Raw genomic sequence first — 16,533 nt, forward strand, 5'->3', positions numbered from 1 at the left:
GCCCTCGCCCGGCTGATCGGTAAGATCGGCGCAATGGCAGCCTCCCTGCAAACGCGCATCGTCAACAGCATCGATCGCATCCCCGCCGCGCAATGGAATGCGCTGGCGCTCGGGGGCAACCCGTTCGTGCGGCACGAGTTCCTGCTCGCGCTCGAGCGCGCCGGCTGCGTCGGTAAAGCGGCCGGCTGGCTGCCCAATCATCTGCTGCTCGAGGACCACGGCCAGCTCGTCGCGGCCGTGCCGCTGTATCGCAAGAGTCATTCGTGGGGCGAGTTCGTCTTCGATTGGAGCTGGGCGCGCGCTTACGACCAGGCGGGCCTCTCCTACTACCCGAAACTCGTGAGCATGCCGCCATTCACGCCAGCGACCGGGCCTCGCTTGTTGCTCGCGCCGGGCGCATCCCCCGAGGTGCGCGCACGCTTGAGCACCGAGCTACTGACGTATGCGAAGTCCGAACGCATGTCATCGGCGCATCTGTTGTTCCTCAACGATGCGGATCGCGCGTCGCTGCGTGATGAAGGTTACCTGTGGCGCAAGGATTGCCAGTTCCACTGGCACAACCGCGACTACCAAACATTCGATGACTTCATCGCGACGTTCCGCTCCGACAAGCGCAAGAAAGCATTGCGGGAGCGTCGCCGTGTCAGCGAAGGCGGCGTGACGTTTCGCACGCTCACCGGCGCCGAGATGGACGCGAAACTCTGGAATATCGTGTTTGGATTCTCAGCCGCAACGTTCGAATCGCACGGCCACGAGCATTATTTGAACGTCGAGTTCTTCCAGAGCGTCTCGGCCGTGATGCCGCAGTCCGTCGTGATCAAGCTCGCCGAGTATCAGGGCCACCCGATCGCGACCGCGATTTTCTTTCGCGGCGATGAGGTGCTGTACGGGCGCTATTGGGGCGCGGCCGCAAACTTCCACAGCCTGCATTTCGAGACCTGCTACTACCAGGGCATCGAGTACTGCATCGAGCAGGGACTCAAGCATTTCGAGCCCGGCACGCAAGGCGAGCACAAGGTGCCGCGCGGCTTCGAGCCGACGACGACGTGGTCGGCGCACTGGATCGCCGATGCGCGCTTCCGTCGCGCCATCGACCACTATCTAAATGATGAGCGCGCGGCGATCGATCAATATATCCTGCAGGTCGAGGAACATACGCCGTACCACCGAGGGCCTTGACCCATGCGCGGCTCGATTGTCTGGCTTTCGGAACACGACTCCCCGGATGCCTTTCCGCCGGTTGACCGGGCATTGGTCGAACCGGATGGCCTGCTCGCGGCCGGTGGCGACTTGTCGCCGATGCGACTACTCGCCGCCTATCGACGCGGCATCTTTCCCTGGTACTCGCGCGGTCAGCCCATCCTGTGGTGGTGTCCGGACCCGCGCGCGGTGCTGATGCCCGAGCAGCTCAAGGTCTCGCGCAGTCTCGCCAAATCAAGCCGGAATCGCGGCTTTGTCACCCGCATCGACACGGCATTTCGCGACGTGGTGCGCGCCTGTGGCAGCAGCGAACTGCGTCCCGGCGGCACCTGGCTGTCGCCGGAAATGCGCGCCGCCTACATCAAGCTGCACAAGCTGGGCTTTGCGCATTCGGTGGAAACCTGGCTCGAGGACCGGCTGGTCGGCGGCCTCTATGGCGTCGCGCTCGGGCGCATGTTCTTCGGCGAATCCATGTTCAGCACGGAGCGAGATGCCTCCAAAGTTGCGCTCAAACGGCTCTGCGAGGAGCTGATTTCGCGCGGCTTCCACATGATCGACTGCCAGATGTCGACCCCTCACCTGATGAGCCTGGGCGCGCAGATGATCCCGCGAGCGGACTTCACCCAGGCCCTGGATGAGCACCTCGGCGGCCCCTTCGAGCCCGCCCTCTGGAACGAAGTCCCGGCCCCGGCCGGGAACGAAGCGGGGCCGGCGAACGTATGACGAACTGATGGCGGCGAATCGCGGCCGGATCCCGAAAATAGGGATCGGTGCTGGGCAGGATGCCCGAATGCAGCGGGCACATGGACGTGCGGGAGCTGCCCTCAATTGCATTGACTAGGGCCTTTATGCACAATTCGCGCGCCTTGCCGGCGGGCCCTGCCGGATAGTGATCGAGAGTGCATGTCGAAAGAAGATGCGATTCAGATGGAAGGCCGTGTGATCGACACGTTGCCGAACACCACGTTCAAGGTGCAGCTGAACAACGGCCACACCGTGATTGCGCACATCTCGGGAAAGATGCGCAAGAACTATATCCGCATCCTGACCGGCGACGCGGTCACCGTAGAGCTCACGCCCTACGATCTGACCAAGGGCCGCATCGTGTACCGCGGCCGCTGACGCGGCCCAAAAGGTTCTTGTTCGACAGACGCATCCGCGCGCTGTCGATATTCCGCTCTCCGCAAATGACCGGCAGCGACTATGGCTGCCGATCCACCTCGAGCAGCGCCTGCTCGGTATCCGCGCGCGCTTCGACTTTGAGCTTGTCGTCCGGGCCGACCGTCACGAATGCGTGACCGCCGCCGACCAGCCGGCCGAACAGTAGCTCCTCCGCCAACGGCCGCTTGATCGCCTCCTGGATCACGCGAGCCATCGGCCGCGCACCCATCTTCGGGTCGTAGCCCTTCTTGGCCATCCACTCGCGCGCAGAGTCGTCGATGTGCAGCTGCACGCCCTTCTGCTCGAGCTGGGCCTCCACTTCCACCAGCAACTTGTCGACCACGCGCTGAATGGTGCGCGGATCCAGGCCGTTGAACTGGATGATGCCGTCCAGGCGGTTGCGGAACTCCGGCGTGAACATGCGCTTGATCGCCTCCATGCCGTCGGTGGCGTGATCCTGCTGCGTGAAGCCGATCGAGGGCCGGTTCATCTCGAACGCGCCCGCGTTGGTCGTCATCACAATGACCACGTGGCGGAAATCCGCCTTGCGGCCGTTGTTGTCGGTGAGCGTGCCGTGGTCCATGACCTGCAGCAGCAGGTTGAACACGTCCGGGTGCGCCTTCTCGATTTCATCGAGCAGCAGCACCGAGTGCGGATGTTTGTTGATGGCCTCGGTGAGCAGGCCGCCCTGATCGAAGCCCACGTAGCCCGGAGGCGCGCCGATCAGACGCGACACCGTGTGGCGCTCCATGTATTCGGACATGTCGAAGCGGATCAGCTCGACGCCCAGGGCAATGGCGAGCTGGCGGGTGACTTCGGTCTTGCCGACGCCGGTGGGACCGGCGAACAGGAACGAGCCCACGGGCTTGCGCTGATCGCCGAGGCCCGAGCGGGACATCTTGATCGCCGAGGCCAGCGACTCGATCGCCGGATCCTGGCCGTAGATGACGAGCTTCAGGTTGCGCTCGAGGTTCTTCAGCACGTCCTTGTCCGAGGTCGAGACGTTCTTCGGCGGGATGCGCGCGATGCGCGCCACCACGTCCTCGATCATCTGCGTCGTCACCATCGTCTCGCGCTCGCCTTCGGGCTTCAGGCGCAGACGCGCGCCCGCCTCATCGATCACGTCGATGGCCTTGTCCGGCAGCTGCCGATCGTTGATGTGGCGAGCGGCGAGCTCGGCCGCCGACGCCAGCGCGTCATCGGCATACTTCACGTTGTGATGCTCTTCGAAGCGCGAACGCAGGCCCTTCAGGATCTCGATCGTCTCGGGCACCGTGGGCTCGACGATGTCGATCTTCTGGAAGCGACGCGCGAGCGCGTGATCCTTCTCGAAGATGCCGCGGTATTCGCTATAGGTCGTCGAGCCAATGCAGCGCAGCTCGCCGTTCGCGAGCGCCGGCTTGATCAGATTGGACGCATCCATCACGCCACCGGACGCCGCACCCGCGCCGATCACGGTGTGGATCTCGTCGATGAACAGGATCGAGCCGGGATTCTTCTTCAACTCGCTGAGCACGCTCTTCAAGCGCTTCTCGAAATCGCCGCGATACTTGGTGCCGGCGATCAACGCGCCCATGTCGAGCGAATACACGGTGCTGTCGGAGAGCACCTCGGGCACCTTGTCCTCGATGATCATGCGCGCGAGGCCTTCGGCGATCGCGGTCTTGCCGACGCCGGCTTCACCGACGTACAGCGGATTGTTCTTGCGACGACGGCACAGGATTTCGACGGTGCGCTCGATCTCGGTCTTGCGACCGATCAAGGGATCGATGCGCCCTTCCATCGCCTGCTTGTTCAGATTGGTCGTGAACTTCTCGAGCGCGGTGCCGCCATCGGGCTCGCCCCGCTCGGCCTCGGTGCCCGGTGCGGATTCCTCCTTGTCCGGGCGGTCCTCGGCGATCTTCGAGAGGCCATGGGAGATGTAATTGACCACGTCCAGACGCGCCACGTCCTGCATGGACAGCAGGTAGGCCGCGTGCGAGTGCTTCTCGCTGAAAATCGCCACGAGCACATTGGCCGCGGTCACTTCCTTCTTGCCGCTCGATTGCACGTGGAACACCGCGCGCTGCAGGACGCGCTGGAAGCCCAGCGTCGGCTGCACCTCGCGATCGTCATCATCCTTTAACCGCGGTGTGGTTTGATCGATGAAATCCTTCAGGTCCTTGCGCAGCCGAGCGACATCGGCGCCGCAGGCACGGAGGATTTCCCGGACTTTCGGCGTGTCCACGATCGCGAGCAGCAGATGCTCCACGGTCATGAACTCGTGCCGCGCTTCGCGCGCCGACTGGAAAGCCTCGTTGAGACAGATTTCGAGTTCGCTGCTTAACACGGACTGACTCTCAAATACCTAACCAACTAAAGAGTGGACCGCCGCCTGGGTCGGAGGTTCGGGCCCGGGCTGCTGACGGTTTCCAGCGTGACAGGGGCACGAGCGGATGCGGTGAAGCTCTTCACGTTTCTTCCATCGTGCACAACAGAGGATGCTGGTGCTGACGCGCATATGTGGTCACCTGTGCGACCTTGGTCTCGGCGATTTCGAAGGTGAAGACGCCGCACACCCCTTTGCCCTTGGTATGCACTTCAAGCATAACGCGCGTCGCGGTCGTGCGATCCATGCCGAAGATGCGTTCCAGCACGTCCACGACGAATTCCATGGGCGTGTAGTCGTCGTTCAGCAGGACCACCTGATACAACGGAGGCCGCTTGAGCTTTGGCTCGGCTTCCTCGGCGACCAGTTCCCGCTCATGCCGTGTGCTCTCTTCCGTCATCAACTTAGCGCGCTACCAGTTCGCACTCTTTATATGGGGGAACCCAAGACAATACAAGGCAGCATCCGACGCACCGCACTTCGGCCCCAGATGGCGGTCCAAACGCGGTTCGCAGCGGGTGTCCCGGCCTCACGGCGCAAGGCCGGACGCGGCGTCGCGTCACGACGTCACCCAAGCTCGCGGACTAAGATCGATGCTGCTTTCAGCGTCGGCGGGCGCTGTCACCCCCGGATTACGGATTCGGGCATTTGCGACAGTGTTTTCATCAATGGGAACAATCTCTTGTGACAAACTAACGCCACTCCGTATCATGTCATGTCAGGCCGCCGTCGCCGGACCTGACGCGTGGCCAGCACTGATCCGCTCCTGGCTGCGAATAGGTCTGCGAATAGGGTCGATGAGAACCTCGGTCGCCTAACTTGGTCGCGTATTCGAACGATGCCGCTGTCCGCAAAATTGCACGAATTTCAGGACCTCACGCCGCAGCAGTGGCTCGACCGGCTGTCGCGTACCGCGCCGCAGGTCGTGATGGTGGTGCTGGTGATCGCCATTGCCTGGCAACTGGTTCAGCTCACCTGGCTGTTATTGGATCGCGGCCCGCAACCGCAACCCGTCACCGCCCCGCCGCCGATGAACGTGGCCCCGGTGCGCAGCGGCGTCGACATTCAGGCCATCGTGAACGCGCACCTGTTCGATGTGCCGGAGGCCCCGGCCGCGCCCGATGCGGCCAATGCCCCGGCGTCGCAGGCGAACCTCGTGCTGTCGGCGGTTTTCGCCTCCGAGGATCCCGCCAAGGGTCTCGCGATCATCGGCGAGTCGGCGCAAGGGGCGAAGGTCTTCGCGGTCGGCGGCATGGTCCGGCCCGGCCTCAAGCTGCACTCGGTGTATATCGACAAGGTGATCCTCGATCGCGGCGGCAACCTCGAGGCCCTGGCATTGCCGAAGCGCAACTCCGCCGCGCTGGTCATCAATCGCCCGCCGTCGCCCCAGCAGAATCCAGTCGCGGAAAACCTGCGGCGCATGGCCGAGACCAATCCGAGCGCTTTTGCCGAAATCATCCGGCCGCAGCCGGTGTTCGCCAATGGCGTGCAGCGGGGCTATCGGGTCTACCCCGGCCGTAACCGCGCCCAGTTCAGCAAGCTGGGGCTGGTGCCGGGCGATCTGATACTGGCGATCAATGGCACGCCGTTGGACGATCCCCAGCGCGGCGCGGAGATCTTCAACACCATCGGCAGCGCCGGCCAGGTGAATGTGACGGTCGAGCGCAACGGCCAGACGCAGGATCTGTCGCTGAACATGGCGCAGATCAATCTGCCCGACGCCAACGGCGGCCAGCCGCCGCGCCCGACGCAACGCCCGAATACACCGCAGCCGCCTGTCGAATGAGCGGCCGCGTTTCCAAGAACGAACGTCTGACTTTGCGTAGTCAAGGACCGTCCATGACGATTTCTGCAACCAACCCAGCCGCAAGGAAGCCGGCGAGCGTGCTCAGCGGCAAGCGCTCCGGTCTGCTCGCACTCACCATGACGTGTCTGCTGACCTGCGTTTCGGCGACCGCTCAACAACAGCAGCAGCCGCCTTCGCAGCAGGCGACGATCACGCCGGCGTTTCGCGACGCCGAGCTGACCGAAATCATCGACGCGGTCGCGACCATCACCGGCAAGACGTTCATCGTCGACCCGCGCGTGCGCGCGCAGGTGACGATCCGCTCCTCGACGCCGATGACGCCCGATGCGTTCTATCAGACGTTCCTGTCGATCCTGCAGGTGCATGGCTTCATCGCGGTGCCGAGCGGCGACAACATCAAGATTCTTCCCGATGCGAATGCGCGTCAGATCCCGGGCAACGATCTGCCCGCGAGCGTCAATCCGAACTCGGACGAGGTCGTCACGCAGGTCATCTCGGTTCGTAACATCAATGCCGCGCAGCTGGTGCCTGTGCTGCGTCCGTTGATCCCGCAGAACGGCCACCTGGTCGCCTACCCCGCCTCCAACATGCTGATCGTCTCGGACCGCGCCAACAACATCGCGCGCATCATGCGCATCGTGCAGCGCCTGGATCAGGGCGGCGATGAAGAAATCGAAATCGTCCGTCTCGAGAATGCGAGCGCCGCGGACATCGTGCGCGTCGTGAACACGCTCTCACAAGGCGCGCAACAACAAGGCGAGGCACCGGGCATGGCGGCCAAGCTCGTGGCCGATGATCGCACCAACAGCGTGCTGATCTCCGGCGAGAAAGGTCAGCGCCTGCGCCTGAAGGGCCTGGTGATGCACCTGGACACGCCGCTCGAATCCGGCGGCGACACGCAGGTTCGTTATTTGAATTACGCCGACGCCGAGCAGCTCGCCGGCAAGCTCAAGGAACAGGTCACCGGCATCACGCAAGCCGCGCCGGGCGCCCCGGGCGCGCCAGGCGGCGCGGCAGGTCCGGCCGCGGCTCAGGATCGCAACACGACGATCTGGGCGGACAAACAAACCAACGCCCTCGTCATTACCGCCGCGCCAAAGATGATGCGGCAGATCCTGGGTGTGGTGGATAAGCTCGACATCCGTCGCGCGCAGGTGCACCTCGAGGCCATCCTGGTCGAAATCACCCAGTCGCGCGCCGCCGAGCTCGGTGTCAACTGGGCCGTGTTCAGCGAAGAGGAAGGCAGCACGATTCCGATCGGCACCTTCAACCAGGATGTCGGCGGCACCAGCCTCGGCAGCCTCGCCTCCGCCATCATCAATCCGGACGTGCTGGAATCCGGCAACGTGGGACTGCCCAGCGGCCTCACGCTCGGCGCGGGCATGATCGAAGACGGCGGACTGAACTTCGCCGTGCTGTTACGCGCGCTGCGTAACGATGGCAGCAGCAACATTCTGCAAACGCCTTCGATCACGACGCTCGATAACGAAGAGGCCGAGATCAAGGTCGCGCAGGAAGTGCCGTTCATCACCGGCCAGTACACCAACACCGGCACGACCAATCAGGGCTCGGTCAATCCGTTCCAGACCATTCAGCGCGAAGAGGTCGGCAATATCCTGAAGATCACGCCGCAGATCAACGAAGGCACGGCGGTGCAGTTGAAGATCGAACAGGAGAACTCGAACCTGACGCAGGGCGTGGCGGGCGCGGTCGACTTGATCACCAACAAGCGCACGATCTCCACCACGGTGCTGGTCGAGGACGGCGGCATGATCGTGCTCGGCGGCCTGATCACCGATACCGTGAACGAGGGCGAGGCGCGCGTACCCATCCTCGGCAATATTCCGATCATCGGTGAGTTGTTCAAGACTCGAAACGGCTCGAAGGAAAAGCGCAATCTGATGGTGTTCATCCGTCCGACCATCCTGCGCGATGGCGTGCAAGCGGCCATCACGACCAGCGCCAAGTACAACGTGCTGCGCGATCAACAGCTGCAGCGTAAGAAGGGCGGCAAGGTGACGCTGCTGCCCGGCGAGCGGCAACCGTTGTTGCCGCCGATCGAGGACCTCGCGAAATACGCCGACCCGACCGCAGGCGCGGCAGCGCCGGCGCCGGGCACGAATCCCGAGGAGCAGCCGCCGGCGCAGCCTCAACCGCTGCCGGAGCAGACGCCGCCGCCAAAGCCGTGATCGGCTCGCTCTCTCTTGAGGACAAGGTATTGTCATGAGCGCACAAGTTGACACTACGGTCGTTGCGCGTGGCGCGACGCCCGCCCCCACAGCGGCTGCATCGGCCGCCGCTCTATTGACGTTCGCGTTCTGCAAGCGCCATGGCGTGCTCGTGCAGAAGGTGAATGAAACATCGGCCGAAGCCGTGTACCGCGCCGGCGCGCAGCCCGCCGCCATCGCCGAAGTGCGACGCGTGCTCGGGGTGCCGTTGCAATTGCGCCGCGTGGATGCCGATGCGTTCGATCAGCTGCTGAGACAGCAATACGAGGCGGGAAACTCAGCGATGCAAGTCGCGGGCGCGGGTGTGGAAGAAGACACCGACCTCGCCCACCTCGCGCAGGACCTGCCCGAGCCCTCCGACCTGCTGGAAAGCGACGATCAGGCGCCGATCATCAAACTGATCAACGCCATCCTGACGCAGGCGGTCAAGGAGAACGCCTCCGATATTCACATCGAGCCGTTCGAGAACCGACTGGTCGTGCGCTTCCGCGTCGATGGCGTGTTGCGCGAAGTACTGCAATCCAAGCGCGCGGTCGCGCAGCTCGTCGTCTCGCGCATCAAGGTCATGTCGAAGCTCGACATCGCCGAGAAGCGTTTGCCGCAAGACGGTCGTATCTCGCTGCGTGTCGCAGGTCGCGCGGTCGACGTTCGTGTGTCGACGATTCCCGCCGGCCACGGCGAGCGCGTCGTGCTTCGTTTGCTCGACAAGCAGGCGGGTCGGCTCGAGTTGAATGCGCTCGGCATGGATCCGCGCTCGCAGAAGCTGCTCGATGAGCTGATCCACAAGCCTCACGGCATCATTCTGGTCACCGGTCCGACCGGCTCCGGTAAGACCACGACGCTGTACTCGGCGCTCGAGCGCATCAACGACAACACCCGAAACATTCTCACCGTCGAGGATCCGATCGAGTATTACATCGACGGCATCGGTCAGACCCAGGTGAACACGAAGGTCGAAATGACGTTCGCGCGCGGCCTGCGCGCCATTCTGCGTCAGGACCCGGACGTGGTGATGATCGGCGAAATTCGTGACCTGGAAACGGCGCACATCGCCGTGCAAGCCTCACTCACGGGCCACCTGGTGCTCTCGACCTTGCACACCAATACCGCGGTTGGCGCGGTCACGCGTCTACGTGACATGGGCGTCGAGCCCTTCCTCTTGTCATCGAGCTTGATTGGCGTGCTCGCGCAGCGACTGGTGCGCGTGCTGAATCCAGACACGCGCGAAGCATATCCGGCCGGTGAGTACGAGCGCCGTCTGCTCAACGTGCCCGAGGGCGCCCCCTCGCCCACGCTGTATCGGCCGGGAGATGAGGCGGCCCAGGGCTTCAAGGGTCGAACCGGCATCCACGAGCTGGTGCTGGTCGATGACACCATGCGCACCATGATCCACGATGGCGCAAGCGAGCAGGAGCTCGAGCGCTACGCGCGCACGCTGACGCCGAGCATCCGCGACGACGGCCGATCCAAAGTGCTCTCGGGCGTGACCACCGTCGAGGAAGTCCTGCGCGTCACGCGCGAGGATTGAGCGCGCTTGCTTGATTAATTACTCGGGCCGGGAGTTTCCTTGAGCGCTTTCGAATACACCGCGGTCGACGCTTCGGGTCGCGAACGCAAAGGCGTGCTGGAAGGCGATACCGCACGGCAGGTTCGCCAACTGCTGCGTGATCAGGCGTTGTTACCGCTCACGGTCAATGAAGTCACACAGCGCGAGCAGAAGCAGCGCACCGCTCGCTTCTCCTTCGGCAGCGGCGTGTCCGCAAGCGATCTGTCGCTGCTCACGAGACAGATCGCGACGCTGGTTCGCTCCGGACTGCCCCTGGAAGAGGCGCTCGCCGCGGTTTCCGAGCAGACCGAGAAGCCGCGAGTTCGCAGCATCGTCATGGCCGTTCGCGCCAAGGTGATGGAAGGTCACACGCTGGCCGATGGCTTGGCGGACTTCCCCACCGTGTTTCCCGAGCTGTACATCGCAACCGTCGCGGCCGGCGAGCAATCGGGCCATCTCGACACCGTGCTCGAGCGGCTTGCCGATTACACCGAGAACCGCGAGCAGATGCGTAGCCGCACCATCAACGCCATGCTCTATCCGGTGCTGCTGTTCATCGTGTGTATCTCGATCGTCGCACTGTTGTTGACCTTCGTCGTGCCGAAGATCGTCAAGCAGTTCGAGAACTCCAAGGCCGAGCTGCCCATGCTCACGCAGGTGCTGATCGGGATCTCCGACTTCCTGCGCGACTGGGGCTGGCTGCTGATCCTGGTCGGGTTCGCGGTCGGCTATCTCTTTAAGCGTTGGTTGCGCGATCCAAACGCAAGGCGTCGCTTTCACGCAGTACTGCTGCGCCTGCCGGTGTTCGGCAAAGTGGTGCGTGGCTCGAACACCGCGCGCTTCGCACGCACTTTCTCCACGTTGACCTCGAGTGCGGTGCCAGTGTTGGAAGCAATGCGCATTTCGGGCGAAGTGGTCACCAACCTGCCGATGCGCGATGCCGTTCAGGATGCGGCGACCCGTGTGCGCGAAGGCGCACCGATCGGCAAGTCGCTCGGCTCCTCGAAAATATTTCCGCCGATGATGATTCACCTCATCTCCAGCGGCGAGTCGAGCGGCGAGCTGGAGACCATGCTGGATCGCGCGGCAACCAACCAGGAACGCGAGATGGACTCGATCCTGACCACCGCGGTGGGTCTGCTCGGCCCGTTGATGATCCTGTTCATGGGCGGCATGGTGCTGCTGATCGTGCTCGCCATGTTGCTGCCGATTTTCCAGCTCAACACACTGATCAAGTGAGCCGGTTCGCGCGCCGTCCGGCAGTCCCGGGCGGACCTGGTTCACCGAATCCGCAAAGACGCTATTGCTAGCGGCCCGCGTTCCCTCTATATACTCGCGCCGTAACACCCTGGGGCGCTGCGGCAAGTTGCGGGATCGCAGTCGATGACTGAGAAGCCGGAATCCGAAGAGTTCGATGAAGAAGAGGACGACGGCGGTGCCGTCGAGTCCGAGGACCTCGATGTCGATCATTTGATCGCCGACATCGACAAGCGTAAGAAAAACGTCGCCAAGGCCGGAGAGCCGGCATGGCGGCGTCTCGAACGCATTCGCGAGGAGCGCGAGACCGCCGCGCAGCTGTCTGATTTCGACGACTACGAGATCGGCATGGACGGCGATGGCGCGGACGACGACACGCCCTCGCTCGACGAAGAAGAATAGACACGCCGCTGCCCGCAATCGTCTGACGTTCCGACAATCGTGTCGGAACCCGCGCGATCACGCGCCCGTTCCAGCTTTCGAACAGCTGCATGGACGGATGCACGGCATGATCCACCCCACTCCATCGACGCGAACGACGCGTCGCGCGCCGGCGAAAAAAAGCGCACGCGAATTGCGATCGCCGGCACCGATCGCGCGTCCAACGGCGCGCTCTCTGACAGCACTGCGTGAAGAGGCCGAGCATTGCCGCGCCTGCCCGCTGTGGAAGAACGCAACGCAGACCGTCTTCGGTGAAGGTCGCGCAACTGCGCGCATCGTGCTGATCGGTGAACAACCCGGTGACCGAGAAGATCTCGCCGGCAAACCCTTCGTAGGTCCTGCGGGCAAGCTGCTCGATCGCGCGCTCGAGCAAGCCGGCGTCGAGCGCACACAAACGTACGTCACCAACGCCGTCAAACATTTCAAGTTCGAGCCGCGCGGCAAGCGCCGCATTCACAAGAAGCCCAACGAGCACGAGATCTCCGTCTGCCAGCAGCACTGGCTGGACAACGAGCTGCGCCTGATCGAGCCGGACCTGGTGATCGCGATGGGCGCGACCGCGGCGCGTGCGGTGTTCGGGCGGGCGACCGCGATCGGCAAGAGCCGCGGTCACATCATCAAAGGTCAGTCGTTGGCGAGCGAGATCGGCGCCGATGTGATCGTGACGGTGCACCCGTCATTCTTGTTGAGAGTCCCGGATGAAGATCGGGACAGCGCGTTCCAGGCGTTCGTCGAGGATTTGAAGCTGGCGCGCAAGTACGCGCCCGCTTGAGAGGATTTTCTATGGTCGAAAGCGGCCAAGGCCCTTTCGACACGCCCGGCAAAAGGCGCGACTTTTGCCGGCCTCATCAGTTCGGACGGAAGTCCACCCGCTCGCTGGTGCTGGTCGGCACGCAGAAGATGCCGATGGGGCTCGAGCGACCCCGCAAGACCAATGACGGCAACGGCATCGCGCCGACATCGACACCGCGCTTGTCGAGCAGATTCTTGACCGCATCCGAGAACAACATTTCACCGGCGCGTGCGCGCTGACCGAGGCGCGAGGCGACGTTCACGGTGTCGCCGATGATGGTGTAGTTCATGTACGCGGGCGAGCCGACGTTGCCGGCGATCACCTCGCCCACGTTGATGCCGATGCCGAGCCCGGTCTCCACACCGTAACGTTCCGTCCAGCGATGCGCGAGCTCCGCGAACTTCTCCAGCATCAGCTTGGCGGCGAGGATCGAACGCTCCGCGCCATCTTCCTGCGCGACCGGCACGCCGAAGCCGACCAGCAAGCTGTCGCCCGCCATGCTGAACACGGTGCCTTCGTATTCGAACGTGATGTCGGTCAGCAGCTTGAAGAACTCATTCAGCAGCTCGACTACCGCTTCAGGATTCAGCCGCTCCGAGAGCGCGGTGAAGCCACGCATGTCGGCGAACATGACCGCGACCTGCGTGCGCTTGTGGGTGCCGGCGAACATCGTATCGAGCAATTCGGGGCTCGCGAGGATCTGATCGGCGAGCTTGGGAGAGATGTAACGACGGAACGCGGCACGAATGAGCTCGCGACGCTTCACCTCCTCCGCCAGCTGCTCGGCCGCGAGCTGCCGGCGTGCCGCGCTCGCCTTCAGCAACGAGCGTACGCGCACCAGAAACTCTTCCCGCCGGACCTGCTGAGTGAGAAAGTCATCGACGCCCGCCTCGAACGCGAGCAGCCGCTGCTTGGAGGATTTCGCGAGTCCCACGAGCGGCACCAGCAACGTCGTCGGATTGGCTTTCAACACGCCGCACACGCGCGCGAGCGTGGTCGCAGCGGCGGCCTCCACATCGAGGACGATCAGATCGGGCGCGCGTCTGGCCACGCTGACGATGACCTGGTCGGGCTCGACCACATCGTCGATGACGATGTCCGAGCTATCGAGCAACCGTTCGAGCAGGCTCCGGGCGGCCTCGGAGCTGCTCACCAACAATGTTCTATATGTCGCGGACAGGGTCGCGGACATCGTCCGTAGTTCCTCGTGGTCACTGCTCGTCCCCATCGTCTGCGGGCGTTCGGCAAGGGCTTCCCGGGGTAGCCAGGGATAGCCCATCTGTTTCGGCCCGACGATCAGGGCATGTCACACGGCACGGCCCGCAGCTTACGCGCGACGGAAAATGCGTAATGACATTGGTTTAGCGTCGCATCCTACCGACATTGTGCAACTAACGCCAAACCCGCCTGCCCAACCCCGAGTTCTGTCAAAAACCGTAAACTTCCGGATATATCGCTCTCGACAGGATGCACGCTTGATTTCTGCATTGACGGGACTGCGCTGGCCGACGGTGGTGCTGGCCCTGGCGTCGCTGGCAATGGCGAACGTCGCGTCCGCCGCCAAGGTCGCCTACTACGACGCCACCTATCGCGCGAACTTCAAGGCGGGGGTCGAGCACGCCGAGGTCGAGCTCGAGCTGAAAGGCGAGAAGCTGCCGAGCAAGGTCGTGCTGCGCGCGGACCCCAGGCGCTATCGAAACTTCCGCTCCAAGGATCCTTTGGAAGTGGGGCCCGAGGAAATCGTGTGGCGCCCGCAGGGCAAGCAGTCGAGCCTGCATTATGAGTTCGAGGTGAAGCACCAGCGCTCCTCGGGCAGCTACGACTCCTACATCACCCAGGACTGGGCGCTGTTTCGCGGCGACAAGCTGGTACCGAGCACGCGCGTCACCGCAGCTCGCAATCTTCGTTCGCGCACCACGCTTGCGTTCGACTTGCCGAAAGGCTGGTCCGCCGAGACCCCCTATCCTTCCGCCGGCGAGCACAGCTTTCGCGTCGACGATCCGAAGCGGCGTTTCGATGAGCCCGAAGGGTGGATGCTGGTCGGCAAGATCGGCGTGCGCAGCGAGCGCATTCAGCAGGTGAATACCGTGATCGCCGCGCCCGAAGGCGAAAGCGCGCGCCGGCAGGACGCCCTCGCCTTCATCAATTGGAACCTGCCGAAACTGCTCGATGTGTTTCCGGAGTTTCCGAAGCGCGTGTTGATCGTTTCGGCGGGCGATCCGATGTGGCGCGGCGGCTTGTCCGGTCCCGGCTCGATCTTTCTGCACTCCGACCGCCCGCTGATCAGCGAGAACCGCACGAGCCCGCTGCTGCATGAGCTGGTGCACGTGGCGCTAGGCATTCGTGGCGATAACGAGAGCGACTGGATCGTCGAGGGCCTCGCCGAGTTCTACTCCATTCAAACGTTGCGCCGCTCCGGCGGCATCGGCCAGAAGCGCTACGAGCAGGCGATGGATAATTTGAAGAAATGGGCGCGTCGCGCGCCGACGCTCTTCGCCAAGAGCTCGAGCGGCCCGACGACGGCGCGCGCCGTGCTGGTGTTTCAACAGGTCGATGCGGAGATTCGCTCGCTGACCGGCGGCGCGGCGAGCCTCGATGACGTGGCGCGGAAACTTGCGGCCGACCGCGGCGAGATCAGCCTCATTCAACTGCAAGAGATCGCGCAGCAGGTCGCCGGCAAGCCGCTGCAGTCGCTGCAGCGGGAACGGCTCATGAAACCTTTGGTTGAACCAGGGCCGTGATCTTCATGGCCGTCTCGAGCGCACGCAGTCCATCTTCGCCGGTGACGACCGGCTTGCTTCGCTCGCGCACCGCTTTCAGGAACGCCTCGATCTCGGCGAGCAGCGCATCGCCCTGATCGAAGTTCTGCTCTTCGATCGAGACCTGCGCGGGCGATTCCACCGGCGCCGCGTCCTTCTTGCGGATCACGGTCAGGATTTTCTGCTGCATGTCGACCGACAGATAGGCGTCGTCCTGGAAGATGCGGATCTTGCGCTCCTGCTTGAGACTGATGCGGCTCGCCGTCGTGTTCACGACGCAGCCGCCCTGGAAGCGCAGGCGCGCGTTGACGATGTCGATCTCGCCGGAGAACACCGTCGCACCGACCGCGTCGATGTGCTCGATCGGCGTGCCCACCAGCTCCTGGATCAAGTCGATGTCATGGATCATCAGATCGAGCACCACGCTCACGTCCGTGCCGCGCTGTTTGAACGGCGCGAGCCGATGCGATTCGACGAAGCGAGGCGTCTGCAATCGCTCGGCGGCGGCCAGCACCGCCGGATTGAAACGCTCGAGGTGTCCGACCTGCAGGATGCGCTTGTGAGTGCGCGCGAGGTCGACGAGCTCACGTGCTTCGGCAACGCTCGTCGCGATGGGTTTCTCGATCAGCACATCGATGCCGTTCTTCAGCAGCTCGCAGCCGATCGCATGATGCAGCGGTGTCGGCACCGCGAGGCTCACGGCGTCGACGGCGCCGAACAGTTCCCGATAGTCGGGCACCGCCTTCGTGCCCAATTCGGCCGCGACCTTGGCGCAGGCCTCGGCATTTGCATCCACCACGGCCACCAGCTTCGAACCCGCAATCTGCGCGTACTTCTGCGCGTGGAAACGGCCGAGATAGCCAACGCCGATGACGGCGGTGCGCAGCGGTGCGGCGTGGGTTGCTTCTGACATTCGACTCGAGCCCCGGAGAAATTAAAGTGGCTAAAGAATGCGATATTAGCCGTTGCGGGC

14 protein-coding genes are annotated in these 16,533 nt (G+C 63.6%); 10 read left to right on the forward strand and 4 right to left on the reverse strand.

The genetic code is table 11. From position 1 onward, the window contains the following. The first annotated feature begins 33 nt into the window (after window positions 1–33). The 3 genes from GYH35_RS00305 to infA all read left to right on the forward strand — a co-directional run bounded on the left by GYH35_RS00305 (window position 34) and on the right by infA (window position 2,322). The gene (locus GYH35_RS00305) at window positions 34–1,179 is read left to right on the forward strand and encodes a GNAT family N-acetyltransferase (protein ID WP_161814204.1); all 1,146 of its coding nucleotides are present in this window, start codon (window positions 34–36) and stop codon (window positions 1,177–1,179) included. Window positions 1,180–1,182: 3 nt separating this feature from the next. Further along, on the forward strand, window positions 1,183–1,923 hold the full coding sequence (aat, locus tag GYH35_RS00310; protein WP_161814203.1) for a leucyl/phenylalanyl-tRNA--protein transferase: 741 nt from the start codon (window positions 1,183–1,185) through the stop codon (window positions 1,921–1,923). A gap of 180 nt (window positions 1,924–2,103) precedes the next feature. Beyond that, window positions 2,104–2,322: a translation initiation factor IF-1 gene (gene infA, locus GYH35_RS00315; RefSeq protein ID WP_116810962.1), complete on the forward strand. Its 219-nt coding sequence runs from the start codon at window positions 2,104–2,106 to the stop codon at window positions 2,320–2,322. 79 nt (window positions 2,323–2,401) lie between these two features. On the opposite strand, the gene clpA is transcribed toward infA, so the two are convergent. Both clpA and clpS read right to left on the reverse strand, forming a co-directional pair. Further along, window positions 2,402–4,690 (reverse strand): ATP-dependent Clp protease ATP-binding subunit ClpA, encoded by a 2,289-nt coding sequence (gene clpA / locus GYH35_RS00320; RefSeq protein ID WP_161814202.1) that lies wholly within the window; start codon window positions 4,688–4,690, stop codon window positions 2,402–2,404. 121 nt (window positions 4,691–4,811) lie between these two features. After that, a complete protein-coding gene (gene clpS / locus GYH35_RS00325; RefSeq protein ID WP_129645834.1) occupies window positions 4,812–5,129 on the reverse strand; it encodes an ATP-dependent Clp protease adapter ClpS in 318 nt (105 codons plus the stop codon). Window positions 5,130–5,567: 438 nt separating this feature from the next. Between clpS and gspC the strand changes: the two genes are divergently transcribed. The 6 genes from gspC (at window position 5,568) to GYH35_RS00355 (ending at window position 12,780) form a co-directional block, all read left to right on the forward strand. Continuing rightward, window positions 5,568–6,515 (forward strand): type II secretion system protein GspC, encoded by a 948-nt coding sequence (gene gspC, locus GYH35_RS00330; protein ID WP_161827348.1) that lies wholly within the window; start codon window positions 5,568–5,570, stop codon window positions 6,513–6,515. Window positions 6,516–6,568: 53 nt separating this feature from the next. Beyond that, window positions 6,569–8,725 carry a type II secretion system secretin GspD gene (gspD, locus tag GYH35_RS00335; protein WP_161814200.1) on the forward strand — a complete coding sequence of 719 codons (2,157 nt, stop codon included), beginning with the start codon at window positions 6,569–6,571 and terminating at the stop codon, window positions 8,723–8,725. Window positions 8,726–8,759: 34 nt separating this feature from the next. After that, the gene (gene gspE / locus GYH35_RS00340; protein ID WP_161814199.1) at window positions 8,760–10,292 is read left to right on the forward strand and encodes a type II secretion system ATPase GspE; all 1,533 of its coding nucleotides are present in this window, start codon (window positions 8,760–8,762) and stop codon (window positions 10,290–10,292) included. A gap of 39 nt (window positions 10,293–10,331) precedes the next feature. Next, window positions 10,332–11,549, forward strand: a complete 1,218-nt coding sequence (gspF, locus tag GYH35_RS00345) for a type II secretion system inner membrane protein GspF (protein WP_161814198.1) — start codon at window positions 10,332–10,334, stop codon at window positions 11,547–11,549. A 144-nt stretch (window positions 11,550–11,693) separates the two neighbouring features. Next, window positions 11,694–11,969: a hypothetical protein gene (locus tag GYH35_RS00350; protein WP_129645829.1), complete on the forward strand. Its 276-nt coding sequence runs from the start codon at window positions 11,694–11,696 to the stop codon at window positions 11,967–11,969. Between the two features lie 106 nt (window positions 11,970–12,075). Beyond that, the gene (locus GYH35_RS00355) at window positions 12,076–12,780 is read left to right on the forward strand and encodes a UdgX family uracil-DNA binding protein (protein ID WP_202623998.1); all 705 of its coding nucleotides are present in this window, start codon (window positions 12,076–12,078) and stop codon (window positions 12,778–12,780) included. Between the two features lie 76 nt (window positions 12,781–12,856). On the opposite strand, the gene GYH35_RS00360 is transcribed toward GYH35_RS00355, so the two are convergent. Further along, window positions 12,857–13,993: an adenylate/guanylate cyclase domain-containing protein gene (locus GYH35_RS00360; protein ID WP_161814196.1), complete on the reverse strand. Its 1,137-nt coding sequence runs from the start codon at window positions 13,991–13,993 to the stop codon at window positions 12,857–12,859. A 283-nt stretch (window positions 13,994–14,276) separates the two neighbouring features. Between GYH35_RS00360 and GYH35_RS00365 the strand changes: the two genes are divergently transcribed. After that, complete coding sequence (locus GYH35_RS00365) at window positions 14,277–15,542, forward strand: hypothetical protein (protein WP_161814195.1); 1,266 nt, start codon at window positions 14,277–14,279, stop codon at window positions 15,540–15,542. On the opposite strand, the gene GYH35_RS00370 is transcribed toward GYH35_RS00365, so the two are convergent. Beyond that, window positions 15,511–16,473, reverse strand: a complete 963-nt coding sequence (locus GYH35_RS00370; protein ID WP_161814194.1) for a Gfo/Idh/MocA family protein — start codon at window positions 16,471–16,473, stop codon at window positions 15,511–15,513. The two genes, GYH35_RS00365 and GYH35_RS00370, sit on opposite strands and share 32 nt — an antisense overlap. Between the last annotated feature and the right edge of the window lie 60 nt (window positions 16,474–16,533).

The sequence above is a fragment of the Steroidobacter agaridevorans genome (genome assembly GCF_009932555.1).
In the GTDB taxonomy this organism is placed as follows: Bacteria; Pseudomonadota; Gammaproteobacteria; order Steroidobacterales; family Steroidobacteraceae; genus Steroidobacter; species Steroidobacter agaridevorans.

Coding starts and splice junctions, on each gene's coding strand:
- GYH35_RS00305 (WP_161814204.1), top strand. CDS start 34: ATGGCAGCCTCCCTGCAAACGCGCATCGTCAACAGCATCGATCGCATC.
- aat (WP_161814203.1), top strand. CDS start 1,183: ATGCGCGGCTCGATTGTCTGGCTTTCGGAACACGACTCCCCGGATGCC.
- infA (WP_116810962.1), top strand. CDS start 2,104: ATGTCGAAAGAAGATGCGATTCAGATGGAAGGCCGTGTGATCGACACG.
- clpS (WP_129645834.1), bottom strand. CDS start 5,129: ATGACGGAAGAGAGCACACGGCATGAGCGGGAACTGGTCGCCGAGGAA.
- gspC (WP_161827348.1), top strand. CDS start 5,568: ATGCCGCTGTCCGCAAAATTGCACGAATTTCAGGACCTCACGCCGCAG.
- gspD (WP_161814200.1), top strand. CDS start 6,569: ATGACGATTTCTGCAACCAACCCAGCCGCAAGGAAGCCGGCGAGCGTG.
- gspE (WP_161814199.1), top strand. CDS start 8,760: ATGAGCGCACAAGTTGACACTACGGTCGTTGCGCGTGGCGCGACGCCC.
- GYH35_RS00350 (WP_129645829.1), top strand. CDS start 11,694: ATGACTGAGAAGCCGGAATCCGAAGAGTTCGATGAAGAAGAGGACGAC.
- GYH35_RS00355 (WP_202623998.1), top strand. CDS start 12,076: ATGATCCACCCCACTCCATCGACGCGAACGACGCGTCGCGCGCCGGCG.
- GYH35_RS00360 (WP_161814196.1), bottom strand. CDS start 13,993: ATGTCCGCGACCCTGTCCGCGACATATAGAACATTGTTGGTGAGCAGC.
- GYH35_RS00370 (WP_161814194.1), bottom strand. CDS start 16,473: ATGTCAGAAGCAACCCACGCCGCACCGCTGCGCACCGCCGTCATCGGC.